The organism is Thioalkalivibrio sp. ALE19 (genome assembly GCF_000428605.1).
GTDB lineage: Bacteria > Pseudomonadota > Gammaproteobacteria > Ectothiorhodospirales > Ectothiorhodospiraceae > Thioalkalivibrio.
On the sequence record NZ_AUAG01000004.1, the window covers coordinates 93,220 to 117,883 of the forward strand.

23 protein-coding genes are annotated in these 24,664 nt (G+C 67.0%); 12 read left to right on the forward strand and 11 right to left on the reverse strand.

Annotated features, from left to right (window positions below; translation table 11 throughout):
* Positions 1 to 109 precede the first annotated feature (109 nt).
* Positions 110 to 634 (forward strand): hypothetical protein, encoded by a 525-nt coding sequence (locus tag F787_RS0103210; RefSeq protein WP_028491298.1) that lies wholly within the window; start codon positions 110 to 112, stop codon positions 632 to 634.
* Here F787_RS0103210 and argH read toward each other — a convergent pair.
* Entirely contained in the window at positions 619 to 2,052 is a 1,434-nt protein-coding gene (gene argH / locus F787_RS0103215; RefSeq protein ID WP_028491299.1) for an argininosuccinate lyase, read from the reverse strand. The two genes, F787_RS0103210 and argH, sit on opposite strands and share 16 nt — an antisense overlap.
* A gap of 56 nt (positions 2,053 to 2,108) precedes the next feature.
* On the opposite strand from argH, the gene F787_RS0103220 reads away from it, so the two are divergent.
* On the forward strand, positions 2,109 to 3,173 hold the full coding sequence (locus tag F787_RS0103220; protein ID WP_028491300.1) for a sensor histidine kinase: 1,065 nt from the start codon (positions 2,109 to 2,111) through the stop codon (positions 3,171 to 3,173).
* A gap of 3 nt (positions 3,174 to 3,176) precedes the next feature.
* The gene (locus F787_RS0103225) at positions 3,177 to 3,893 is read left to right on the forward strand and encodes a LytTR family DNA-binding domain-containing protein (protein ID WP_019569345.1); all 717 of its coding nucleotides are present in this window, start codon (positions 3,177 to 3,179) and stop codon (positions 3,891 to 3,893) included.
* Between the two features lie 51 nt (positions 3,894 to 3,944).
* Here the strand turns inward: F787_RS0103225 and F787_RS0103230 are convergent, their stop codons facing one another.
* The gene (locus F787_RS0103230) at positions 3,945 to 4,415 is read right to left on the reverse strand and encodes a thioredoxin fold domain-containing protein (protein ID WP_028491301.1); all 471 of its coding nucleotides are present in this window, start codon (positions 4,413 to 4,415) and stop codon (positions 3,945 to 3,947) included.
* A 91-nt stretch (positions 4,416 to 4,506) separates the two neighbouring features.
* On the opposite strand from F787_RS0103230, the gene hemC reads away from it, so the two are divergent.
* Together hemC and F787_RS0103240 are read left to right on the forward strand one after the other, a co-directional pair.
* A complete protein-coding gene (gene hemC, locus F787_RS0103235; RefSeq protein ID WP_081694075.1) occupies positions 4,507 to 5,436 on the forward strand; it encodes a hydroxymethylbilane synthase in 930 nt (309 codons plus the stop codon).
* Between the two features lie 10 nt (positions 5,437 to 5,446).
* Positions 5,447 to 6,268 carry a uroporphyrinogen-III synthase gene (locus F787_RS0103240; RefSeq protein WP_019588920.1) on the forward strand — a complete coding sequence of 274 codons (822 nt, stop codon included), beginning with the start codon at positions 5,447 to 5,449 and terminating at the stop codon, positions 6,266 to 6,268.
* Between the two features lie 71 nt (positions 6,269 to 6,339).
* On the opposite strand, the gene F787_RS0103245 is transcribed toward F787_RS0103240, so the two are convergent.
* Positions 6,340 to 7,365: a CDP-6-deoxy-delta-3,4-glucoseen reductase gene (locus tag F787_RS0103245; protein ID WP_028491303.1), complete on the reverse strand. Its 1,026-nt coding sequence runs from the start codon at positions 7,363 to 7,365 to the stop codon at positions 6,340 to 6,342.
* Positions 7,366 to 7,535: 170 nt separating this feature from the next.
* Here F787_RS0103245 and F787_RS0103250 point away from each other — a divergent pair, with 170 nt between their 5' ends.
* Positions 7,536 to 8,102 carry a hypothetical protein gene (locus F787_RS0103250; protein ID WP_028491304.1) on the forward strand — a complete coding sequence of 189 codons (567 nt, stop codon included), beginning with the start codon at positions 7,536 to 7,538 and terminating at the stop codon, positions 8,100 to 8,102.
* 75 nt (positions 8,103 to 8,177) lie between these two features.
* Here F787_RS0103250 and ubiD read toward each other — a convergent pair whose 3' ends face one another.
* From ubiD to dnaA, 8 genes are all read right to left on the reverse strand, one after another.
* On the reverse strand, positions 8,178 to 9,641 hold the full coding sequence (ubiD, locus tag F787_RS0103255; protein ID WP_019588919.1) for a 4-hydroxy-3-polyprenylbenzoate decarboxylase: 1,464 nt from the start codon (positions 9,639 to 9,641) through the stop codon (positions 8,178 to 8,180).
* A gap of 41 nt (positions 9,642 to 9,682) precedes the next feature.
* The gene (gene xth / locus F787_RS0103260; protein ID WP_018868883.1) at positions 9,683 to 10,453 is read right to left on the reverse strand and encodes an exodeoxyribonuclease III; all 771 of its coding nucleotides are present in this window, start codon (positions 10,451 to 10,453) and stop codon (positions 9,683 to 9,685) included.
* Positions 10,450 to 12,504: a M3 family metallopeptidase gene (locus F787_RS0103265; RefSeq protein WP_028491305.1), complete on the reverse strand. Its 2,055-nt coding sequence runs from the start codon at positions 12,502 to 12,504 to the stop codon at positions 10,450 to 10,452. Before F787_RS0103265 ends, xth begins: the two co-directional genes overlap by 4 nt.
* Positions 12,505 to 12,563: 59 nt before the next feature.
* Positions 12,564 to 13,079 carry a hypothetical protein gene (locus tag F787_RS0103270; RefSeq protein ID WP_028491306.1) on the reverse strand — a complete coding sequence of 172 codons (516 nt, stop codon included), beginning with the start codon at positions 13,077 to 13,079 and terminating at the stop codon, positions 12,564 to 12,566.
* Between the two features lie 16 nt (positions 13,080 to 13,095).
* Positions 13,096 to 15,528: a DNA topoisomerase (ATP-hydrolyzing) subunit B gene (gene gyrB, locus F787_RS0103275; protein WP_019569335.1), complete on the reverse strand. Its 2,433-nt coding sequence runs from the start codon at positions 15,526 to 15,528 to the stop codon at positions 13,096 to 13,098.
* Positions 15,529 to 15,644: 116 nt separating this feature from the next.
* Entirely contained in the window at positions 15,645 to 16,724 is a 1,080-nt protein-coding gene (locus tag F787_RS0103280; RefSeq protein ID WP_019590863.1) for a DNA replication/repair protein RecF, read from the reverse strand.
* A gap of 13 nt (positions 16,725 to 16,737) precedes the next feature.
* Positions 16,738 to 17,841, reverse strand: a complete 1,104-nt coding sequence (gene dnaN / locus F787_RS0103285; protein ID WP_028491307.1) for a DNA polymerase III subunit beta — start codon at positions 17,839 to 17,841, stop codon at positions 16,738 to 16,740.
* 260 nt (positions 17,842 to 18,101) lie between these two features.
* Complete coding sequence (gene dnaA, locus F787_RS0103290) at positions 18,102 to 19,472, reverse strand: chromosomal replication initiator protein DnaA (RefSeq protein ID WP_018868889.1); 1,371 nt, start codon at positions 19,470 to 19,472, stop codon at positions 18,102 to 18,104.
* Positions 19,473 to 19,622: 150 nt separating this feature from the next.
* Here dnaA and rpmH point away from each other — a divergent pair, with 150 nt between their 5' ends.
* The 6 genes from rpmH (at position 19,623) to F787_RS0103320 (ending at position 24,661) form a co-directional block, all read left to right on the forward strand.
* The gene (rpmH, locus tag F787_RS0103295; RefSeq protein ID WP_018868890.1) at positions 19,623 to 19,757 is read left to right on the forward strand and encodes a 50S ribosomal protein L34; all 135 of its coding nucleotides are present in this window, start codon (positions 19,623 to 19,625) and stop codon (positions 19,755 to 19,757) included.
* Positions 19,758 to 19,775: 18 nt separating this feature from the next.
* Positions 19,776 to 20,132 carry a ribonuclease P protein component gene (gene rnpA / locus F787_RS0103300; RefSeq protein ID WP_028491308.1) on the forward strand — a complete coding sequence of 119 codons (357 nt, stop codon included), beginning with the start codon at positions 19,776 to 19,778 and terminating at the stop codon, positions 20,130 to 20,132.
* Positions 20,129 to 20,386: a membrane protein insertion efficiency factor YidD gene (yidD, locus tag F787_RS0103305; RefSeq protein WP_018868892.1), complete on the forward strand. Its 258-nt coding sequence runs from the start codon at positions 20,129 to 20,131 to the stop codon at positions 20,384 to 20,386. The genes rnpA and yidD overlap by 4 nt, the downstream gene beginning before the upstream one ends.
* Positions 20,387 to 20,394: 8 nt before the next feature.
* The gene (gene yidC / locus F787_RS0103310; protein ID WP_028491309.1) at positions 20,395 to 22,098 is read left to right on the forward strand and encodes a membrane protein insertase YidC; all 1,704 of its coding nucleotides are present in this window, start codon (positions 20,395 to 20,397) and stop codon (positions 22,096 to 22,098) included.
* Positions 22,099 to 22,104: 6 nt separating this feature from the next.
* A complete protein-coding gene (mnmE, locus tag F787_RS0103315) occupies positions 22,105 to 23,421 on the forward strand; it encodes a tRNA uridine-5-carboxymethylaminomethyl(34) synthesis GTPase MnmE (RefSeq protein WP_028491310.1) in 1,317 nt (438 codons plus the stop codon).
* Positions 23,422 to 23,500: 79 nt separating this feature from the next.
* A complete protein-coding gene (locus tag F787_RS0103320) occupies positions 23,501 to 24,661 on the forward strand; it encodes a GGDEF domain-containing protein (protein WP_028491311.1) in 1,161 nt (386 codons plus the stop codon).
* Positions 24,662 to 24,664: the final 3 nt, after the last annotated feature.

The window sequence follows — 24,664 nt, forward strand, 5'->3', positions numbered from 1 at the left end:
CCTCGGCAGCGGGAACATTGCGGGTTATCATGCGCCACATGTCGAGGGTACGTCCCATGGGCCCACTCGGCCCGGGACTACCGCCCGCCCGCAACCGAGGAGAACCGCCGTGTCCCAGGATGATGAAAACCGCAACCCCGAGACCGACAACGAGGATCCGGGTCGCCTGCGTACCCGTGAACGCCTGATGTGGCTGGGCCTGATGGCGTTCTTCGTCATCATCCTGGCGATCTATATCGCGCGCGCCGAAGGCCTGGAGCACGACGTCACCGAGGCCAACCGCGAGCTGCTGGAGGCCCAGATGCAGCTGGCCGAATACACCCGCGAGGAGGTGCCGCGCCCGGTGGAGATCGGCCTGCGCAACGCCGACATTCAGCAGCTGCAGCGCCTGGGGATGACCAACCCGGAGCGCCGGCTGTCCGAGGATCTGGTCGAGAATCCGCAACTGGTTCCCGAGGTCCTGCGCGACGGTGACACCGCCGAGTTCCGCGAAGACGGGATCTACGTACTCAACGCGCGCTGGGTGCTCGCCCATTTCGAGAGCGGCGACCGCTTCGGCCAGCTGCTACTGGAATACGAGGTGGTGCACGGCAACGTGATGTGGGAGGTGGTCGACGGCTACGTCGAGGACTGATCCCCGGCCGCGGCCAGACGCGCGCGCGCGGCCGCGACCTGGCGCCGGACCTGTTCCGGCGCCGTCCCGCCGGTCACCCGGCGGGCGGCCACCGAACCCTCGGCGGTCAGCACATCGTGGACATCCTCGCCCACCGCGGCACTCAGCTGCTGCAGTTCCTCCAGTGACAGCTGTGCCAGGTCCACACCCCGCTCCTGCGCCAGGCGCACCGCACGGCCCACCACCTCGTGGGCGTCGCGGAAGGCCACGCCCCGCTCCACCAGGTAGTCGGCGAGATCGGTGGCGGTGGCGAAACCGCGGGTAGTGGCCGCCAGGGTGTTCGCACGACGCACGGCCAGGTTGGGAACCATGTCGGCGAACGCCCGCAGGGAGCCCAGCAGGGTGTCCACGGTATCGAACAGCGGCTCCTTGTCCTCCTGGTTGTCCTTGTTGTAGGCCAGCGGCTGGCTCTTCATCAGGGTCAGGAGACTGGTCAGATGGCCATACACCCGGCCGGTCTTGCCGCGCACCAGCTCGGGCACGTCCGGGTTCTTCTTCTGCGGCATGATGGAGGATCCGGTGCAGTAGCGATCCGGCAGCTCGATGAAGTCGAACTGGGCGCTGGTCCACAGCACCAGCTCCTCGGCCTGACGCGACAGATGCATCATCAGGGTCGAGGCCGCCGCGGTGAATTCGATCGCGAAATCGCGATCCGACACCGCATCCAGCGAGTTGCGCGTGACCCCGTCGAATCCGAGCTGTTCCGCCACGTATTCGCGGTCCAGGGGGTACGGCGTACCCGCCAGGGCAGCGGCGCCCAGCGGCAGGACGTTCACCCGGCGCCGGCAGTCGCGCAGCCGTTCGGCATCGCGCTCGAGCATCTCGTACCACGCCAGCATGTGGTGGCCGAAGGTCACCGGCTGGGCCGTCTGCAGATGGGTGAACCCGGGCATGATGGTGTCGGCCTCGCGCTCGGCCAGATCCACCAGACCGCTCTGGTAGGAACGAATCAGTTCGAGGATCTCGTCGATCGCGGCGCGCAGCCACAGGCGGATGTCGGTGGCGATCTGGTCGTTGCGCGAGCGGCCGGTGTGCAGCTTCTTGCCGACATCGCCGATGCGCTCGATCAGGCGCGCCTCGATGTTCATGTGGACATCCTCGCGGCCCACCTGCCAGTCGAACTCCCCGGCGGCGATCTCGTCGCGGATGGCGTCCAGCCCGTCGACGATCCGGCGCGCCTCGTCCTCGCTCAGGACCCCCACCCTGGCCAGCATGTGCGCGTGGGCCTGCGAGCCCCGGATGTCCTCGCGGTAGAGGCGGCGGTCGAAGTCCACCGAGGCGGTAAATCGCTCCACGAAGGCATCGGTGGGCTCGGAGAAGCGGCCACCCCAGAGCTTGGCTTCGGCGGCCGGCTTGTCCTGCGGGGAATCCTGCGTCATGGTGCACTCTGAACGGGGTTTGAACGACAGGGAAGTATACAGGGAGAGCGACTGCCATGCGCCCGGAACCGGGTTCGTCCAGCGGGAACACGCCGGCGCTCGAGGCCCGCGCGGAACGCGTCTCGCCGCTGCCGGATTTCTGTGGCGCGGAGACCCTGCTGCGGGTGCTCATGCTGGCGGTGCTGCTGGCGCTGGCGATCACCCTGCTGCGACCGGGGACCGGCGACTGGGCGGGGACCCTGGCGCTGTATGCCCTGTTCATCTTCTGGGTCGCGCTCACCAGTCTGCTGATCCTGTGCCTGCTGCAACGCCCGCTGCGGCGTGGCCCGCTGACCCTGCAGATCGTCCTGCCGCCGCTGGTCCCCATCGTCAATACCGCGCTGGTGCAGCGCGCCGCCGAGTCGGTGCAGCTGGCGGATCCGGAGCTGCGTCTGCCGGTGCTGGGCATCGCGGTGATCCTGAGCCTGGTCGCGATGCACTACCTGTATCTGCAGGCGGCCTGGCAGCGCGAGACCCGGGCCGTGGCGCAGGCGCGGGAACAGGCCATGCGGGCACGCCTGCGGCCGCATTTCCTCTACAACAGCATGAACACCATCGCCGGGCTGTGCCGCACGGATCCCTCGCGCGCGGAGCAGGTCACCCTGGACCTCGCGGATCTGTTTCGTGCCGCGTTCAATGGCGCCGACCGCCATTCGCTGCGCGAGGAGCTGGCCGTGGTCGAGGGCTATCTGCGGGTGGAGCAGACACGCCTGGGCGAGCGGTTCCGGATCGACCGGGAGTGGCCCGAGCAGGACCCGGCGCTGGAACAGCAGATCCCGTCCCTGGTGCTGCTGCCGCTGGTGGAGAACGCGATCCAGCACGGGATCGCTCCAGCCCGCGGGCAGGGGCATCTGGGAATCCGGATTCGCCCGGAACGGGATACGCTGACCATCGAGATCCGCAACAGCCTGCCGGAGGTGGCCGCTCCGGCCGGTACCGGAACCGCCAGCGACGCGGTCCGGCTGCGCCTGCGCCACGCCTTCGGCGACCGGGCATCGCTTCACGCGCAACGCGAGGGAGACGAATTCCGGGTCCGGCTGCAGATACCCCGCACACCGCAGGATCGACGAGGGAGACGCTGATCCATGGAATTGCTGATCGCGGATGACGAACCGGTCGCGCGCGAGCGGCTGCGCGACCTTGTGACCGAACTGGGCCACCGGGTGGTGGCGGAAGCCGCGGACGCCGGCCAGGTACGCACGGCTCTGCAGACCCACCGGCCGGGAGCGCTGCTGCTGGACATCGAGATGCCCGGCGAGCGCGGGATCGAGCTGGCGGGCGAACTCGCGCGGAGCCATCCCGAATTGGTCGTGATCCTGGTCACCGCACACGAGGCTTTCGGCCTGCAGGCCTTCGAAGCGGGGGTGCGCGACTACGTGCTCAAGCCCGTACGCCGGGAGCGACTGGAGCAGGCTCTGGAACGGGCCCGGCAGTCAACGGCCGGATCCGCACAACCGGACGATCCGCCGGCCATACGCCTGCGCATCGGCCGGCGCGAAGAGTCGGTGCAGCTGGATGCGATCGACTGTTTCGTCACCGAGGATGGCTGCGTAGTCGCACGCGGGCGGGACCTCGAGGGCTTCGTCGAGGCTCGGCTGCAGGATCTGGAGCAGGCCCTGGGGGACGAGGTGCTGCGCGTGCACCGCGGGGCCCTGGCGGTGGCCCGGAACGTCGCGGGCCTGGAGACCCGCAACGCCGGGGACCATCGTCTGCGGTTTCGTGACGGGCGCGAACCGGTACCGGTGAGCCGGCGGCAGCTGGCCCGGGTGCGCGAGTTTCTGCGGCGGCACACCCGGGTGTGATCCGGGCGGGCCTGATCCGCGCGGGTCCGGTCCGGCGGGACGTGGCTCGGGTCAGCTACCCTCGCGTGCGGCGTTGATGCGCATGCGCACCTGACTGCGGTAGAGCTCCTCGTTGGGAATGCCCACCAGCGGGCGCCCGACCGGATTGCCCCCGGCGTCGAACGCCACCAGGGTGGGGGTCACGCGGGCCCCGTACCGGTTCCCCAGCTCGGAGCCACGCATGGTATTGCCATCGAAATCGCGGACTTCTTCGCCGTTCATCTCCACCATGAGGATATTGACGTCGGAATGGGCCTCGTCACGGCTCATCGGACCCAGATGGGCCTCCTTCGCGAGCTCGCAGTAGGGGCAATTCTCGGCGGTGAACATCACCACGGTGGGCTTGCGCTCGCCGTTGTCCTTGAGCGCCTGCAGGTCGGTCACCCGTTCCAGCTCCGCCTGAGCCGGACCGGCGAACAGCATGGCCGCGGCCAGGCCGAAGGCCGCGAGAATCCGGTTGCGTGTCATCATGAACTCGTCCATCGGTTTTTTCGGCTGCGGGTTGCGAGCCGTTATACTACGTCGTTTTTATGGACCCGGGACAAACCACCGGGTTCCCCGAACGGGACACTGCATGAAACCGCTACGCATCGCCACCCGCAAGAGTCCGCTGGCCATGTGGCAGGCCGAACACGTCGCCGAGCGTCTGCGCGCGGCACACCCGGACCGGCCGGTCGAACTGGTGGGCATGACCACTCAGGGCGACCGCGTGCTCGACTCGCCTTTGGCGAAAATCGGCGGCAAGGGCCTGTTCGTAAAGGAGCTGGAGAACGCGCTGCTGGAAGATCGCGCGGATATCGCGGTGCATTCGGTCAAGGATGTGCCGATGGAGCTTCCGGACGGCCTGGCCCTGCCGGTCATCCTCGATCGCGAGGACCCGCTGGATGCGTTCGTGTCGAATCACTACGGGCACGTGGACGAGCTCCCGGCGGGCGCGCGGGTCGGCTCCTCCAGCCTGCGTCGCCAGTGCCAGCTGCGTGCCCGCCGGCCCGATCTGGAAGTCCATGACCTGCGCGGCAACGTGAACACGCGGCTGGGCAAGCTGGATGCCGGCGAATACGACGCGATCCTGCTGGCCGCGGCGGGACTCAAGCGCCTGGGCTTCGACGAGCGCATTTGCAACTGCCTGGAACCCGAGGTCAGCCTGCCCGCCGTCGGTCAGGGCGCCATCGCGATCGAATGCCGCGACGGTGACAACGAGGTGGAAGCACGGATCGCCAGTCTGAATGATCCGGATACCAGCGATCGGGTACGCGCGGAACGCGCGTTCAACCGCCGGCTCGAGGGGGGTTGTCAGGTACCGCTGGCCGCCCATGCGATCCTCGAGGCCGACGGTGGCCTGTGGCTGCGCGGGCTGGTGGGCGCGGTCGACGGCAGCCAGCTGCTGCAGCGCGAGGTACGCGGGCCACGTGCCGAAGCCGAGACACTGGGCATCCGCCTGGCCGACGAGCTGCTGGAACTGGGCGCCGGGGCACTCCTGCGCGCCGCAATGAACGATCACTGAGGACCGCATCATGGCCGATGCCGAAACCGCTGCCCGGAGCCGGGTGCCGAGCCTCGCCGACCGGGGCATTCTGGTGACCCGGCCCGCCGCTCAGGCGGAACCGTTCTGTGAGGCGCTGGAAAATGAAGGGGCGCGGGTGATCCGCTTCCCCGTGCTGGAGATCCTCGCACCCAGCGATCCCACCAATCTGCGCTCAGTGCTGGACGAGCTGGATCGGTTCGATATTGCGGTGTTCATCAGCCCCAACGCCGTTCAGCGCGTGATGAACCTGGCGCTGGCGGATCGTGAGTGGCCCGCCGGGACCGCCATCGCCGCGATCGGCAACCGGACGGCCCAGGAGTTGCGCAGTTTCGGCCACGCGCCCGACATTGCCCCGCCCCGCCGCTTTGACAGCGAGGCGCTACTGGCGGAGCCGGCGATGCAGGACGTGAGCGGCAAGCGGGTGGTGATCTTCCGCGGAGACGGCGGGCGCGAGCTGCTGGGAGATACCCTGCGCGAACGCGGGGCCGGGGTGACCTTCGCCGAGGCCTACCGGCGCGGACGCCCGGAGGGGGACACCGGGGATCTGATGTATGCGTTCTCGCGCGGGCAGATCGACATCATCACGATCACTTCGGGCGAGGGCCTGCGCAATCTCTACGAGATGGTCGGCAAGCTGGGACGCATGTGGCTGCGCAAGACCCCCCTGGTGGTGGGCAGCGAACGCATCGCCGAAATCGCGCAGGAGCTCGGCTTCAAGTCCGCGGTGGAGACGGCCGAGGATCCCACCGATGCATCCATGCTGGCGGCCGCACGCCGTCTCGCGGCGCGCCTGGACGGCGGCGACGGCTGAGAAAGGTCTGGCCCGCGCCCACGAAACCGGCAGGCGCCGGTTCGCAGGCGAACAGGGTCCCGTGCCCCCGGTCAGGAGCCACCCGCCGGCTCGAAACTGTCGTAGTACAGCTGTTCCGGGGGCAGGCCCGCTGCACGGAAGGCCTCGCGGGCCGCATGGACCATGGGTGGCGGCCCCGCCATGTAGACATCGAAGCCGGACAGATCCGGGTATTCGGCCAGCACCGCCTCGTGGGGCAGTCCCGCCCGCGCGGCGAAGCCCGCCGCCTCGTCCTGCGGATGATCGGACAGCACCGGGGTAAAACGGAAGTGATCCGGTTCCGCCGCCGCCATCGCCTGCAGCCACTCGGGCGCATAGATACCCGCCGCCTCCCGCGCGCCCCAGAACAGGTGGTGCCGCCGGTCCAGGCCCTCGTTCGCGAGGTGATCCAGCATCCCCTTCAGCGGACCGAAACCGGTCCCTCCGCCCACGAACAGGCGTGGGCGCGGGGATTCCTCATCGACGAAGAACTGCCCCAGGGGACCTTCGATACGCAGCAGGGCCTTGGGCTGCATCTCTTCGAACACATGGGCCGAGAAGCGTCCGCCCTCGACGTACTTCACGTGCAGAATCAGCTGTTCGTCGTCGTGCGGAGCGTTGGCCAGGGAATAGCTGCGGCGTTCGCCCCCTTTCAGCAGGACATCGAGGTACTGTCCGGCGAGGAACTGCAGGCGTTCCCGGGCGGGCAGCTGGATCCGGAGTTCCATCACGTCATCGGCCAGGCGGTTGAGGGCTGCCACGCGGCACGGCAGTGTCTTGACCTCGATGTCACGGGCCGCGCCGATTTCGCGCACCTCGATCTCCAGATCGTCCACCGGGACCGCCTGGCAGAACAACGCCAGGCCGTCGGCCAGCTCGGCCTCGGTAATGCCGGGCGGCAGTTTCGGTCCGTGATCCACCTCGCCCGAGAGCACCCGACCCTTGCAGGAGCCGCAGGCGCCGTTGCGGCAACCGTAGGGGAACGCGAATCCCTGGCGCAGACCGGCCTCGAGGACGGTTTCATCGTCCTCGACTTCGAACTGGTGGCCGCTGGGCTGGATGGTGACGTCAAAGGCCATGGGGCGTTCTCCATGCGGAAAAGGCGTTCATTGTGGGCAGAGAACCGGGGAACGCAAGCAACCGCAAGGAATCCGCAAGGACCTCCCGGACCCCCCGTTTTGGAGGGTGCATGACGGGTGGGTTCTGGGGCAGACTTTGCGAGACCACAATGGGCAAAGGGGAGAAAGCCATGCAAAAGAAGCAATACCTGAGCGTGCTGGCCGCAACGGGCCTGCTGGCACTGAGTGGCTGTGCCGCGAACGAGACCCGGGATTCGGGCGGGGAGGCGCAGGCGGCGCCGGCGGTCAGTGATCCGGCCGTCACCATCGTGATGCCCGAGCGCTTCACCTACAGCGATGATGCGGTGGTGACGCAGGCCATCCGCAATGAATGCGAGCTGGAAGAACGCTTTCCGGAGTTCGTGCAGGAGTTCGGTGCACGGCATGACATTCGCTTCGAGGCGCGCGGTGACGCGAGCCCGGCGGACGGCGGCCAGGTCCTGATGGTGGAGATCACCCAGGCGCGCAACGACGGGAATGCCTGGTCCGGACACCGTGCCTTCAGCGAAGCCGAAGGGACCCTGTACGAGGACGGTGAAGCGGTCGCGGACTTCACTTCTCGTCGCATCTCCGGTGGCGGCGCCTTCGGCGGATTCAAGGGTACCTGTTCGGTGATGGGACGCACGATCCGCGCGATGGGCTCGGATATCGCCGCATGGTCGCGGGTGCCGGAAGACGGCGCGCATCTGGGTAACTGAGCCCCGGACCCACGGAGCGGGCCCGGATGTCCCCGGGCTCGCCCCCTCCTGCAGTCCGGTAACCGGGTCGCGGGTTCAGAGCCCCAGTTCGTCCCAGATGGCGTCCACCCGTTCCTTCACGGCCGGATCCATGCTGATGGGTCGGCCCCATTCGCGGTCGGTCTCGCCGGGCCATTTGGATGTCGCATCCATCCCCATCTTGGATCCCAGACCGGATACCGGCGAGGCAAAATCCAGATAATCGATAGGTGTATTCTCGACCAGCGTGGTATCGCGCACCGGATCCATGCGGGTGGTGATCGCCCAGATCACGTCCTTCCAGTCGCGGGTGTTCACGTCTTCGTCGACCACGATGACGAACTTGGTGTACATGAACTGCCGCAGGAAACTCCAGACCCCCATCATCACGCGCTTGGCGTGGCCGGGGTACTGCTTGCGCATGGAGACCACCGCGAGGCGGTAGGAACAGCCTTCGGGGGGAAGGTAGAAGTCCACGATCTCCGGAAACTGCTTCTGCAGGATCGGGACAAAGACCTCGTTGAGCGCGACCCCGAGGATGGCCGGCTCGTCGGGCGGGCGGCCGGTGTAGGTCGAGTGATAGATCGGCCGTTCGCGGTGGGTAATCCGGTCGATGGTGAAGACCGGGAATTCGTCGACCTCGTTGTAGTATCCGGTGTGATCGCCGAAGGGGCCTTCCGGCGCGGTATCGCCCGGATGGATATGGCCCTCGAGGACGAATTCTGCGGAAGCCGGGACCTGCAGGTCGGAACCGATGCAGGTGGCCAGTTCGGTCCGGCGCCCGCGCAGCAGGCCGGCGAAGGCATACTCCGACAGGGTATCCGGTACCGGGGTGACCGCCCCCAGGATCGTCGCCGGATCCGCACCCAGGGTCACGGCCACCGGGAACGGCTCGCCCGGGTGAGCCCGGCACCATTCCTGGTAATCCAGAGCGCCACCCCGGTGTGACAGCCAGCGCATGATCACGCGATTGCGTCCGATCACCTGCTGGCGATAGATGCCCAGGTTCTGTCGGGTCTTCTCCGGGCCGCGGGTCACGACCAGGCCCCAGGTGATCAGGGGCCCGGCATCGCCCGGCCAGCAGGTCTGCACCGGCAGTCGGTTCAGGTCGACGTCATCACCCTCGAGCACGTGTCGCTGGCAGTCCGGACTGCGCACCTTCTTCGGCGCCATGTCGAGGACCTTGCGGAACACCGGGAGCTGCTCCCAGGCCGCCTTCAGACCCTTGGGCGGATCGGGCTGCTTGAGAAAGGCGAGCAGGCGGCCGACCTCGCGCAATGCCTCCACCGAATCCTCGCCCATGCCCAGGGCCACGCGTTCCGGCGTGCCGAACAGATTGGCCAGCACCGGGATGTCGGAACCGGTCGGGTTCTCGAACAGCAGGGCGGGGCCGCCGGCACGCAGCACGCGGTCGCTGATCTCGGTCATCTCCAGGTCGGGGCTGACCTCGCGCTGGATGCGGCGGAGCTCTCCCCGCTGTTCCAGGCCGTCGATGAAATCGCGCAGATCCTTGTACTGCATGGGTCCTCCCCGTGATGGGTGGTGGTACCGCGGGCGGCGGGTCAGTCGTCGTTAAATTCCGCCCACACCGGCGCGTGGTCGGAGGGGCGTTCCCAGGCGCGGGGCTCACGATCGATACCGGCCCCCGCCAGCCGCCTGCCGAGCTCCGCCGACGCGAGGATCAGATCGATCCGCAACCCGCGATTGCGGCGGTAGGACGCGGCACGGTAGTCGAACCAGGAGAATTCACCTTCGGGCTGATCAAACGCGCGGAACGTATCCTCCAGCCCCAGGGCCTGCAGGGACTGCAACGCTTCGCGTTCGGGTGCCGAACACAGGACCTTGCCCTCCCAGGCCTCCGGGTCGTGGACGTCGCGGTCGTCCGGCGCGATATTGAAATCGCCGAGCACCACGAGCCGGTCGTGGTGCCGGGCCTCTTCTTCCAGCCAGCTGCGGACCCGCGACAGCCAGTCGAGCTTGTAGGCGTATTTTTCCGAATCCACGGCCTCGCCATTGACCACGTACAGGTTCACCACGCGCACGCCGGCGATGGTCGCGGCGAGGATGCGGCGCTGGGCGTCCTCGAGCCCGGGCGGATCGGTCACCACGTCGGTGGCCTCGGTGCGCGACAGGATGGCGACGCCGTTATAGGTCTTCTGGCCGGAATGGACCACCTGATAGCCGGCCTCGTGGATGGCGGCCACGGGGAAGGCTTCGTCGGTCAGTTTGGTCTCCTGCAGGGCGAGGATGTCGGTGTGCGACGTCCCCAGCCATGACAGGACCTGGGGCAGACGCACCTTCAGGGAATTGACGTTCCAGCTGGCGATCTTCACGCGGCCTTCTCCTCCAGTCCACTGTGGCGCAGCAGCGCATCGATCTGCGGGTCGCGGCCGCGGAACGCGCGGAAGGAATCCGCGGCAGGACGGGAGGCCCCGGCCTCGAGGATCTCGTGCAGGTAATCGGCGCCGGCTTCGCGCGAGAACAGGCCCTCCTCCTCGAACCGGGCGAAGGCGTCCGCCGAGAGCACCTCGGCCCACTTGTAGGAGTAGTAACCCGCGGCGTAGCCCCCCGCGAAGATATGCGCGAAACCGTGCTGAAAACGGTTATAGGACGGCGGAGTGAAGACCGCGACCTCCTGGCGCACCGCATCCAGCAGATCCTGGATCTCGGCGGGGTCCGTCGGGGCCGGACGGTCGTGCAGGCGCATGTCGAACAGGGAGAACTCCACCTGGCGCAACAGCTGCAGGGCAGCATGAAAATGACGCGTCCCCTGCAGGCGTTCGTACAGGTCCTCGGGCATCGGCTCGCCGGTCTCGTGATGCCGGGCGAAGAGGTCCAGCGGTTCTCGCTCCCAGCACCAGTTTTCCATGAACTGGCTGGGCAGCTCGACCGCATCCCATTCCACCCCGTTGATGCCGGCGATCTCGGGCTCGTCGACCCGGGTCAGCATGTGGTGCAGACCGTGGCCGAATTCGTGGAAAAGCGTGATCACCTCGTCGTGGGTGAACAGCGCGGGCTGGTCATCCACCGGCGGCGTGGAATTGCAGGTCATGTAGGCCACGGGCAGTTGCAACCCGTCGGCCCGCGCATAGCGCTGGCGGCAGACATCCATCCAGGCGCCTCCGCGCTTGTTGCGGCGAGCGTAGAGGTCCAGGTAGAAGCCGGCCCGCTCATCGCCCTCGGGGCCGAAGATGCGGTAGAAGGTCACGTCGTCGTGCCAGGTCTCGATCTCCGGATCGGCCTCGAAGCGGACCCCGAACAGGCGTTCGACCAGACGGAACAGACCGTCCACGGCCCGGGTGGCGGGGAAATACGGTTTCAGCATCTCTTGCGACAGTCCGAGCCGGCGCTCGCGCATCTTCTCCGCGGCCCAGGCCACATCCCAGGACTCGAGTTGCTCGAGGCCGAGTTCCTCGCGGGCAAAGCGCTCCAGCTCGGCACGGTCGCGTTCGGCCTGCGGACGGGCGCGGTGGGCGAGATCGGCGAGAAACTGCTCAACCTGCTCCGGGGTCTCGGCCATCTTGGTCGCCAGCGAACGATGGGCGTAACGGGGAAAACCGGTGAGTTCGGCCTTTTCCTGGCGCAGCTGCAGGATTTCGACCATGTTGGCGGAGTTGTCGTAGGCAACGTCGTGCGGGCCGGTCTCCGAGGCACGGGTGACGAAGGCGTGATACACGCGTTCGCGCAGCGCGCGATCGTCGGCGTGAGTGAGGACGGCGTGCACGCTGGGGAAGTCGAGGGTGGCGGCCCAGGGTGCGTCCAGTTCGTGGTCACGGGCGTTCCGGGCCAGCAGGGCGCGGTCGGAATCGGACAGGCCGGCGAGTTCGCCCTCCTCGTATAGCGGATGGGCCCAGGCCTGAGTGGCGTCCAGCACATTCTCTTCGAAGCTGGCGGTCAGCTCGGAGAGCCGCCCGTCGATGGCTCGCAGACGGTCGCGCGCCTCCGCGGGCAGATCGACACCGCTCAGATGAAAGTCACGCAGGGCATCGTCGATGACCTTGCGCCGCTGCGGCGAAAGGCGCGGGTATTCATCGCCATCGGCCAGCGCGCGGAAGGCCTGGTACAGGCCCTGGTGCTGCGACAGCCAGGAGCCGTAATCCGACAGCCTGGGCAGGCAGGCATTGTAGGCCTCGCGCAGGGCCGGCGAATTCATCACCGAATTCAGATGGCTGACCGGTGACCACGCGGTCTCCAGGCGGTTTTCCAGGTCCTGGAGAGGAGCGACCAGGTTGTCCCAGGTGGGGCGATCACCGGCGCGGGCGACGAGTTCATCGATCTCGCGGCGATTGTCGGCGAGCAACTGATCAATGGCCGGGATCACATGATCCGGCTCGATGGACCGGAACGCGGGCAGGGAATCCACGTTCAGCAACGGATTGGACACGACGGCTCCCGGGGTCGATGTTTGGGAACGAGATTATGCCACTGTCAGGGAAACACTGATCAATGTGCACGCTCGCGCTGGTGGGAGGGCTCCAGGGGGGCGTAGGAACCACGGGCGGTCAGGCGCGCGACCAGTACGCCCGGAGGGGTTCGGCACAGCGAGCGATAGGCGCCAAGGGCCGCATTGTAGCGGCGAATGGCATCCGTGATCGCTGCATCCAGGGCCTCGATACGCCGGACGCCGGAGTGATCGCGGTTGGATTCGCCGAATTCCTCGACGAGCAGGTCCCAGTTCTTCCGCAGGTCTCGCTCGGCCGTCGCAAGTTGCGGAGGATCGCCGTGGCGGCGGGCGGATTCCTGTGCCGCCAGGACGGTGTCCAGGCCGGCGCGCCGGGCCGGCGGGATCGCGAGTTCGGTCAGGGCCTGCGGCAAAAGCGCATTACGCTGGCACACCAGGACATCGAACTGCTCCCAGGCACGGGTTACCTGACGGTGACAATGGGCAAGACGGGCCGCCGTCCGCCCCAGCCAGACGAGGCCGATCGCGCCGACAAGGGTCAGCAGCAGGGCGAGCACGGCCGGCGCGCGCGGCTCAGATGTCGACGTTTTCGGCGCTCAGCGCGCGCGTCTCGATGAAGTCGCGGCGCGGCTCGACCTGGTCGCCCATCAGGGTGGTGAAGATCTCGTCCGCACGAATCGCATCCTCCACGCGGACCTGCAGGAGGCGCCGGGATTCGGGGTCCATGGTCGTCTCCCACAGCTGCTCGGCGTTCATTTCCCCGAGGCCCTTGTACCGCTGGACGGACAGCCCACGCCGGCCTTCGGCCAGCAGCCATTCCATGGCTTCGGAGAAACGGACGATTTCGTGGCGTCGCTCGCCGCGCTGGATGTAGGCCCCTTCGTCCAGCAGGCTCTGCAGGCGTTCGGAGAGATCGAGGATGGCCTGGAAATCGCGCGAGGCCAGGGTGTCGTCGGTGAGGTGCTGCGACAGCCGCGCGCCGTGCTCGAGACGATGGAGTGCGAGCCGGTCATGACCGTCGGGGTCGCGATCGGCCTCCAGTTCGTAGCGCGTGGCACCCGCCTTGTCACTCGACAGTCCGTCGAGAATCGCCTGGAACCACTGCTGAACCGCAGGTTCGGTCACCGAACGCGGGCGCGGCATGGGTGGCGCTTCGAGCATGCCCCACAGGACGCGAGGATCATACAGACGTCCCAGACGCCCGACCGCCGCGGCGGCCGCCTGGTAGGCGCGGATCAGGTCCTCGAACGCCTCGCCGGTGATCGCGGGGGCCTCGGCGGCGGGATGCAGCGCTGCCCCGTCCAGGGCCAGGGAGTGGATGATCTGCTGCATCTCCTGTTCGTCGCGGATGTACTGCTCGCGCTTGCCGCGCTTGATCTTGTACAGCGGCGGCTGGGCGATGTAGACGTGGCCGCGCTCGATCAGCTCCGGCATCTGACGGAAGAAGAAGGTCAGCAGCAGGGTGCGGATATGCGAGCCGTCGACATCCGCGTCGGTCATGATGATGATGCGGTGATAGCGCAGCTTGTCGGGGTCGTATTCGTCCTTGCCAATACCGCAGCCCAGGGCGGTGATCAGCGTACCCACCTCGGCGGAACCGAGCATACGGTCGAAACGCGCGCGCTCCACGTTGAGGATCTTGCCCTTGAGCGGAAGGATCGCCTGGAAATGGCGGTCGCGGCCCTGCTTGGCCGAACCGCCGGCCGAGTCCCCCTCCACCAGGTAGAGTTCCGAGCGGGAAGGGTCCTTTTCCTGGCAGTCGGCGAGCTTGCCGGGCAGGCCGGCAACGTCCAGTGCGCCCTTGCGACGGGTGACCTCGCGTGCCTTGCGCGCGGCCTCGCGGGCGCGGGCGGCGTCCAGCACCTTGTCCGTGATCGCCTTGGCCTCGGGCGGATTTTCCAGCAGGAAGGCGCCCAGCGCATCGGAGAGCACCGAATCGACGATCGGCTTCACCTCGGAGGAGACCAGCTTGTCCTTGGTCTGCGACGAGAACTTGGGGTCGGGAACCTTCACCGACAGGACCGCGGTCAGACCCTCCCGCATGTCATCGCCGGCCGTGGCGACCTTCGCCTTTTTGGTCAGACCCTCGCGCTCGAGGTACTGGTTGATCGTGCGGGTGAGCGCGGCGCGAAAACCGGCCATGTGGCTGCCACCGTCGCGCTGCGGAATGTTGTTGGTGTAGCAGAAGATATTCTCCTGATACGAATCATTCCACTGCAGGGCGATCTCTACTGCGTAATCATCCCGCATCTGGTCGGCGTAGATGACCGTGGGATGCAGGGCGGTCTTTTTCTGGTTCAGGTGTTCGACGAAGGCACGGATACCGCCTTCGAACACGAAGGTCTCTTCGCGGTTGTCACGCAGGTCTCGGAGCGTGATGCGCACCCCCGAGTTGAGGAACGAAAGCTCGCGCAGGCGTTTGGCGAGGATCTCGTAATGGAACTCGATGTCGGAGAAGATCTCGCTGCTGGGTCGGAACCAGATGCGGGTGCCGTGCCGTTCGGTCGCCCCCGCCACGGTCAGATCGGTCTCCGGTACGCCGAGGTGGTAGATCTGTTCGTGCCGCTGGCCGTCGCGATGGATCTCCAGGCGAAGTTCTTCCGACAGGGCGTTGACCACCGACACGCCGACCCCGTGGAGGCCACCCGAGACCTTGTAGGAATTGTTGTCGAACTTGCCGCCGGCGTGGAGGACGGTAAGGATGACTTCGGCCGCCGACTTGCCTTCTTCCTCGTGGACATCCGTGGGGATGCCGCGGCCGTTGTCGGCAACGCTGACGGCGTTGTCCTCGTGGATCACGACCTCGATGCTGTCACAGTGTCCGGCCAGGGCCTCGTCGATGGAGTTGTCCACCACCTCGAACACCATGTGGTGCAGACCGGTGCCGTCATCGGTATCGCCGATGTACATCCCTGGACGCTTGCGCACCGCGTCCAGGCCCTTGAGGACACGGATCTGGCTGGAATCATAGGCGGCGGGATCGGCGGGGATTTCGTGGTCGGCCATGGATGCGCTTCCGGCAGGTGACAATCCCGTCATTGTACCGCAAAGCCGGCCGATTCTGGCGGTCGGCGCGTCGGCGGCTGAAAAGGAGGAGGAGGAGGAATGTTCCACGTGGAACATCACTCGGGCGGAGCAGCCACCCGCCCGTGTTCCACGTGAAACATCCGGGGCTCCCGAACCCGGTCCCCGACCGCGCCGTGATCCACTGCGGTCAGCAGGACCTGCCAGCCCAGCATATCCAGCCCGCCGAGCAGCCCGGCCGTCACCCCTCGATCCAGTTCCGACAGAACGTCGTCCAGCAACAGCAGCGGCGAGCGCCCCGTACGCGCCTCCAGCATCAGACCCTGGCCCACCACCAGTGCCGTCACCAGCCGTTTCTGTTCCCCGCGCGATCCCTCCGTCGCGTCCCTTCCGGCCAGTTTGAGCACCAGGTCGGCCCTCTGCGGCCCGACCTGTGCAAACCCCCGTTCCGCATCCGTGCTCCGACTGCGGTCGACCGCTTCCGCCAGCGAACGTCGCTGTTCCCATCCCGGCCGCAGCCGCAGATCCAGTCCTTCCAGGTCCCCCTCGAATCCCAGCTTCCCCGCGGCTTCCAGCGTCCGTGCCCGCCACTCTCCGACATAGTCCTCCCGCGCCCGGGTCACGCGTTCACCCGCCGCCACCAGCGGCCCCTCGAATTCGCGCGCCGCGCGACCCTGTCCCTGACGCAACGCCGCGTTGCGTTGCTCGTGGGCCCGCCGCCAGCGCTGCCATGCCTCGCGATACCCGGCAATTCCGTGAAAACACCCCCAGTCCAGCAGGCGTCGCCGTTCTTCCGGTCCTTCGCGCACCAGGTCGAAGCTGCCCGCGTGCAGCACCCGCGAGGGCAGCCATTCCGCCACGCGCGCATGCCCCCGCAGCCACTCCCCGTCCAGACGCGAGCGTCGGCTTCCCTGCCATTCCACACCGAGCCGGTGGCGTGTCCCGCTCACCGGATCCCGCACCGTGCCTCCCACGCCGAGGTAGTGTTCCCCCTCGCGGACCACCCGGCGCAGTTGCTGCGTACGAAACGAACGACCGACCGACAACAGGTGACAGGCCTCCAGCACCGATGTCTTGCCGGCTCCGTTGGCCCCGGTGAACACGTTGAATCCGCCACTCAGCTGCAGCCGGGTTGCCTCCAGGTTGCGTACGCCCTGGATACGCAGTTCTTCCAGCACTCCGGGTCCGCAGCTACAGACGCATGGGCATGACCACGTAGCGCGCGCCGCCGGGCGGTTCCGCCTGGATCAGGATCGAGGAGTTCCCGTCCCGAAGGCCGATCCGCACTGAATCCGTTTCGATCACGTTGAGCACGTCCTGCAGGTACCCGAGGTTGAAGCCGATCTCCATTTCCGGCCCGTCGTAGGATGCTTCCACCGACTCCTGTGCTTCCTCGCGATCGGCGTTATGGGTCATCACCTGGCAGCCCGCCGGTCCCAGGACCATCCGCACCCCCCGGTACTTATCACTCGCGACGATGGACACACGTGCCAGCGCCCTTTTGAGGACTTCCCGTTCCACCACCAGGGTCGCCGGAAGATCCGCGGGGATCACCCGTTCGTAATCCGGAAACCGCCCTTCAATGACCTTGGACCGCAGAACCGCCGATCCCAGCTCGAACACCATCTGATCCTCGGCGAACCCGATCCGCACCGCCTGGTCATCGTCGATGAGGTTGCGCTTCAGCTCGGCCACCGCCTTGCGCGGCACGATCCGCTCGATGCGATTCTCCACCGGCTGGTCGAGTTCGATCTCCGCCAGGGCGAGGCGATGGCCATCGGTGGCGACCGCCCGCAGGGTGTGTCCGGTGGCCACGAGCAGCAGCCCCTGGAGGTAGTAACGCACATCCTGCTGCGCCATGGAGAACATGGTCGCCTCCAGCAACCGCCGCAGGCGGTTCTGTGGTACATCCACCGCGGCCAGGATTCCGCCGGCTTCCCAGTCGGGGAAATCCGCCCCGGGCAGGGTGGCGAGCGAAAACCGAGAACCGCCAAAACCGACACTCATGCGTTCGGCATCCAGGCTCGCCCGGATCTCGCTCTCGCCGGGTGCGGCCTTCACCACATCCAGCAGCTTGCGCACCGAGACCGTGGTGTCGCATTCCGCCGGGATGTTCCCGGATGCATGGGCACTCCAGGCCAGTTCCAGGTCCGTGGTCTCCAGCCGCATGCCCCCGGACTCGTCCGGCCGCACGCGGACATTCCCGAGGATCGGCATGGTCAGCCGTTTCTCGGCCGCACCCACGATCCGCTGCAGGGCCTCGGTCATCGCTTCCCGGTTGAATGAGAGTTCCATGGCGTGTCCTGTTGTAAGAGCTTTCTAAATGAATACTTGCGGTAATAACTGACGCGTCAGCCTGTGGGAAAAAGAATATTTCCCTTTGTAAAACAATTACTTATTACTAATTATCCGTCCCGTGAGCCCTTGGGGGTACCTGTGCGCGACCTGTGGACAGATTCCGCCTGCGCATTCGCCCACGGTTTATGCACCGTCACCCGGACAGCTTGTCCACCGTCTTGTCCACAGCCCGCGGCGCTCGTTCATCGACCCGGCTGTCAGCTGCTCAGTGTCCGCAGAAGATTGGAATAGTCCTCGTCCAGGCTCGCGTCCGATTCGCGCAGTTCCGCGATCTTGCGGCAGGCGTGCATGACCGTGGTGTGATCGCGCCCGCCAAAGGCCTGACCGATCTCCGGCAGGCTGTGCTGGGTCAGTTCCTTGGCCAGAGCCATCGCGACCTGACGCGGCCGCGCGATGGAGCGGCTGCGCCGCGTCGACAGCAGATCCGCGACCTTGATGCGGTAGTAATCGGCCACGGTCTTCTGGATGTTTTCCAGCGTAATCAGCTTGTTCTGCACCGCCAGCAGGTCGCGCAGTGCCTCCTTGGCGAAGTCCACCGTAATCGGCTTGCCGGTAAAGTGGGCGTTCGCCAGGACCCGGCGCAGCGAACCTTCCAGTTCGCGGATGTTCGAACGGATCCGCTTGCCCATGAAGAAGGCCACCTCGCTGGGCAGTTCGATCCCTGCCTGTTCCGCCTTGCGCTGCAGGATGGCGACACGGGTCTCCAGTTCCGGCGGTTCGATCGCGATGGTCAGTCCCCAGCCGAACCGGGACTTCAGGCGCTCCTCCAGCCCCTCGACTTCCTTGGGGTAACGGTCGGAGGTCAGGATGATCTGCTGCTGGCCTTCCAGGAGCGCGTTGAAGGTATGGAAGAACTCCTCCTGCGAGCGTTCCTTGCCGGCAAAGAACTGGATATCGTCGATCAGCAGCGCATCGGCACTGCGGTAGTGCTGCTTGAAGTCATCGATCGCGTTGTGCTGCAGCGCCTTGATCATGTCTGCAACGAAGCGCTCGGAATGCAGATAGATGATCCGTCCCTCCGGCTGGCGCGCCAGGATGCTGTTGCCGATCGCATGCATCAGATGGGTCTTGCCCAGGCCGACACCCCCGTAAATGAACAGCGGGTTGTAGCCGACCCCGGGATTTTCCGCGACCTGCAGACTGGCGGCCTTGGCCAGCTGGTTGGACTTCCCCTCGACGAAGGTCTCGAAGGTGAACGCCGGATTCAGGTTGCTGACCGGTCCGGATGCGCGAGGCGGCGTGCCGGTCCCTTCGGCCGGCCGCGTCCCGCTGGCGCCCGCCCCGTCGCCTGCCGCTGCCGGCGTCGGTTCCTCGCCGCCGATCCCGAGACGGACGGCCGGCGTGTCACCCCCGGAACCGGCGGGGGCGATCTCCACCACCGCCTCTTCGATCGTCCCGAGGAGATGGTCGCGCACATGCTCGAACACGAACTGGTTCGGGGCCAGAAGGCGCAGGGTGTCGCCACTTTCATCCGCATGCAGGGGGCGCAGCCAGGTATTGAGCTGCTGTTCGGAGACCTTGTCCTGCAGGCGGTCCAGGCAGGCCCTCCAAAGGCTGTCGGAAGCCACGCGATATTCTCCGATGAGGGATACGAAACAGGCGTGCAGTCTACGCCCGCCGCGCCCGGTCACGCCAGCCGCATCCCCCGGGGACGATTGACTTGTGGCGCTACACGGGGTAGGTTCACCGGCCTTTCATCCAGTCATTCCGGAATCATCATGAAGCGCACCTTCCAGCCCAGCCGTCTCGTCCGCGCGCGAACCCACGGATTCCGTGCCCGCATGGCCACCCGTGGCGGTCGCAAGGTCATCAATGCCCGCCGGGCCAAGGGTCGCAAGCGCCTGACGCCGTAACGCCCGGCCTCGGCCCGAGTGCCCGCGCAGTCCTCGCCGGCCGGCTTTCCGCGCGCCGCGCGCCTGCTGACCGGCGGTGACTACCGCTACGTCTTTCAGGACGCACGGCGGGTGCGCGGGCGCCACCTGACCCTGCTTTACCGCCCGCGGAGCGAGGACGGCCCCACGCGGCTGGGCCTGGCGATCGGCAAGCGCCATGTCCGACGCGCGGTACGGCGCAACCGGATCAAGCGAATCGCCCGCGAGGCCTTTCGCCAGTGTCGCAACGAGCTGCCGCCGGTGGATATCATCATCCTTGCGCGCGGCGGGGCGGGTGACGTGGAAGCCGAAGCCCTGCGGCGCGAGATCGACCATTTGCTGGACCGCATCCGATGAGCCGTCTGCTGCGCAAGATCGCCCTGTTGCCCGTGCGGGCCTACCAGTACGGCATCTCGCCGTTCATGGCACCGCATTGCCGGCATTTCCCGACGTGTTCCGCCTACACGGTGGAAGCCGTGGAGACCCACGGCGTGCTGCGCGGATTCTGGCTGGGCCTGCGCCGCATCCTGCGCTGTCATCCCTGGTCACCGGGCGGCTATGATCCGGTCCCGCCGCGGGATCCCGACTCCCAATCTCCTTCCCGGAAGTAATCGCGCCCATGGATAACATCCGTCCCCTGCTGTGGCTGACCCTGGCCTTCATCCTGTTCCTGATGTGGATGGCCTGGAACGATGACTACGGCACTCGACCGGCCACCGAGACCGCGGCCGAACGCGAGCTGGAAGAAGATCCGGATGCGCGGCCGGAGGATGTTCCGGATACCCCGGAGGCGGCGGCCGAGCCCGAGGCCGACCCGGCCACGGATGCCCCGGAACCCATCGCGGCCCCGGAGCGGCGTCAGATCCAGGTGGTGACCGACAAGCATGACCTGCTGATCGATACCCGCGGTGGCACGATCCTGCGGGCCGATCTGCTGCAGTTCCCGCAGGATCTGCGCGACGACCCCCTGGTGCCGGTGCGCCTGATGGATCACCGCATTCGCGGTTATGTCGCACAGAGCGGCCTGACCCACGACCGCGTTGAGGGTGTCGATCCCGAAGGACGCGCGCCGTCGCATCACGCCGACTTCGAGGTCGATCAGGATCGTTTCGAGCTGGGCGAAGGCCAGGATCAGCTGCGCGTGCCGATGCGCTGGACCTCGGAAGACGGTGAGATCGAGGTCGTGAAGACCTACGTCTTCAACCGCGGCACCCACCTGATCGAGGTGGAATACGAGGTCCACAACCACAGTGCCGATCCCTGGATCGGGCGTCAGTATCGCCAGCTGCGTCATGGCGAGACCCCCGACCGTGAATCCTGGTGGCTGTACACCTTTACCGGGGCGGCCTGGTACGACGGCAGCTACGAGCGCGAGCGTTTCGAGTCGCTGGCGGACGATCCGGTCGAGGATCGCATCGAGGGTGGCTGGGTCTCGATGATCGAGCACTATTTCGTGTCGGCCTGGATCCCGGGCGCCGAGGAACTCAACGCCCTTTATGCCCGGGGGGTCCCCGGGGAAGTGGGCGAGGAGTACCTGATCGGCCTGCATTCGGCCGAGCCGCTGCGCGTGGCCTCGGGCGACAGCGGACAGTTCCATACCCGCCTGTGGGTCGGCCCCAAGACCCAGGCGGAGCTGGCCGAAATCGCGGACGGCCTGCAACTGACGGTCGATTACGGGGTGTTCACCTTCCTCTCCAGCCCGCTGTTCTGGCTGCTGGACAAGATCCACGCGGTCGTCGGCAACTGGGGCTGGTCCATCGTCATCCTGACCATCCTGATCAAGCTGGCCTTCTTCAAGCTCTCGGCGACCAGCTACCGCTCCATGGCGCGCATGCGCAAGGTCGCGCCCAAGCTGCAGGAGCTGAAGGAGCGCTACAAGGACGACAAGCAGCGCATGAACCAGGCGCTGATGGACCTGTACAAGAAGGAGAAGATCAATCCGCTGGGCGGCTGTCTCCCGATCCTGGTGCAGATACCGGTGTTCATCGCCCTGTACTGGGTGCTGCTGGAGAGTGTCGAACTGCGTCAGGCCCCCTGGTGGCTGTGGATCCAGGATCTGTCGTCACGCGATCCGTTCTTCATCCTGCCGATCCTGATGGGCGTGTCCATGTTCGTGCAGTACAAGCTGAACCCGCCGCCGATGGATCCGGTGCAGCAGAAGATCTTCATGGCGCTGCCGTTCGTATTCACCGTGTTCTTCGCCTTCTTCCCGGCGGGCCTGGTGCTGTACTGGTTCACCAACAACCTGTTCTCCATCGCGCAGCAGTGGTACATCACGCGCAAGATCGAGACCGGCGCGGACCCCGACAAGCAGAAGGAGTGATCCTTCGTGGACGGTGACACCATCGTCGCGGTCGCGACCCCTCCGGGGTCCGGCGGCATCGGGGTGGTGCGCCTTTCCGGTCCCGACTCCGCGGTAATGGCGCGGCGGATCGCCGGGCTTGATCCACGGCCGCGGCACGCCCATTACGTGCGCCTGCAGGATCCTGTCGATGATGCGCTGATCGACGACGGTCTGGTGCTGTTCTTCCCGGCCCCGCGTTCCTACACCGGCGAGGACGTGGTCGAATTCCAGGGTCACGGGAGTCCCGTACTCCTGGAGCGGCTGGTCGCGGCCTGCGTGGCCCTGGGCGCGCGTCGTGCGCGCCCCGGCGAATACACCGAACGCGCATTCCTCAATGGCCGCATGGACCTGGCCCAGGCGGAGGCCGTCGCCGATCTCATCCACGCCCAGACCGAGCGCGCGGCGCGACGCGCACGTTCCAGTCTGGACGGCGCCCTGGCCGCCGAGCTGCAGCCAGTCTCGCGCCGCATCCGCGACCTGCGGGTCCACATGGAGGCGGAACTGGACTTTGGCGAGACCGATCTCGAGTCGGATGTGGCCGGGATGCTGGCTCCGGCGGCGGCCGAACTCGCCGCGCAGATCCGCGAGCTGATCGAACGCCTGCGGCCCGGCCGCTACCTGGACCGCGGTCTGCGGCTGGCGCTGCTCGGGCCGCCCAACGCCGGCAAGTCCAGTCTGATGAACCGCCTTGCAGAGGATGAGGTCGCCATCGTCACCGATCGGCCCGGGACCACGCGCGACGTGCTGCGGGCACCGGTCGCGATCCACGGCATTCCCGTGGAGGTGGTGGATACCGCCGGCCTGCACGGGAGCGAGGATCCGGTGGAACGGATCGGCATGGAACGGGCCCGCGAAGCCGGACGGACCGCCGATCTGGTCCTCGAACTGCGTGACCTCACCGATCCCGACGCGGGGATCCCGCACGACCTGCCGGCCGATCTGCCGCGCCTGGTGGTCTGGAACAAGAGCGATCTATCGAGTGCCCGTGAGCATGCCGTCCCCGCCGACGCGCTGGCGATCTCCGCGCGCACCGGCGAGGGGCTGGATGCGCTGCGCGACGCGATTGCCGCGCGCCTGGGCCTGGCGCCCGGGACGGACGGCGGCTTCAGCGTGCGTGCGCGTCACCTCGACGGCCTGGCGGCGGCCGCCGGCGCCCTGGAACGCATCGACCCGGCACTGCCCGGCGATCTCGCCGCCGAGGAACTGCGCAGCGCCGAACAGGCTCTGGATGCCCTGCTCGGGCGCCAGGACCACGAGGCCCTGCTGGGCGAGATCTTCGCCGGATTCTGTATCGGCAAATAATCCGAGTGCCGTTCTGCGGCTTTTGCATTCGCCACAATCCCGCCGCAGGCTTGCCGAATCCCGAGCGAAGGAATGCGGCATGGCAACCGAACCGGAAGTCCCGACCGAGGAATCCTCCCCTGCCTCCCTGCGTGAACGCCTGATCCGGATGAATCTTCCCGATCTGGTCCATGGCGGCGGTCACGCGCCCGACTTCCGGGAAACCCGGGCGGATTACATCCGCCGACGGATCCGTCCGCTGGCACTGTTGCTGGCCATCGGTCTGCCCCTGTGGCTGCCGCTCGAATTCTTCCTGCTGGATACCCCGGACGCCCTGCTCACGATGATCCTGCGGCTCACCGGCGCCGTCGCCGGACTGGTGCTGTGGTGGAGTTGCCGTCAGGATACCGGCTACCGCAGGACGCTGTGGCGCCTCGCCCTGCTGCTGGCGATCCCGATGATGCTCTATGCCATGGCGCGGTTCATCATCAATTCCGACCTCGAGTCGGCGCTCGCCTCGGGTTACGCCTTCTTTCCCGCACTCACGGTCGCGGCCCTGGCCATCTTCCCGCTGACCCTGCGCGAAGGCGCGTTCGGTTCGGTCGCCATCCTCGCCGTCTACATGGCCATCGAGGCGGCCATGGGGAATCTGGGTCGCTGGGACACCCTGGGCAATCTCTGGCTGCTGGTGCTGGTCGCCGGCGTGGCCGTGTGGGCCGCTCTCAGTCAGCTGCACATGCTGCTGCGGCTCTACCGTCAGGCCACCCGTGATCCGCTGACCGGCCTGTTCAACCGCGGGGCCCTTGCGCGCCGGGTCCGGCGTCAGCTGGAAGTTGGCGCCGGGGCGGATGCCGGCCTGTGTGTGCTGCTGTTCGATCTCGACTGGTTCAAGCGGATCAACGACACCCATGGCCATCGTGCCGGTGACCGGGTGCTGGAACATTTCGCTGCCCTGCTGCAGGACGAGCTGCGCGACGGTGGCACCCCCGGCCGCTGGGGTGGTGAGGAATTCCTCGCGGTCCTCCCGCATGGCGACCTCGAGCACGCGCGAGCGCTGGCGGAACGGATCCGCGAGCGTCTGGGGGCGGAACCGGTCGATCTGTTTCCGGCGGATTCGCTGACCGTCACCGCCTCGGTAGGCGTGGCGTGTCGCCACGGCGGCGAATCGCTGGACGCGCTGGTGCAGCGTGCCGATGACGCACTGTACGCCGCCAAGACCGCCGGCCGCGACTGTGTGCGCAGCGCCCCCGTGCCGACCTGATCG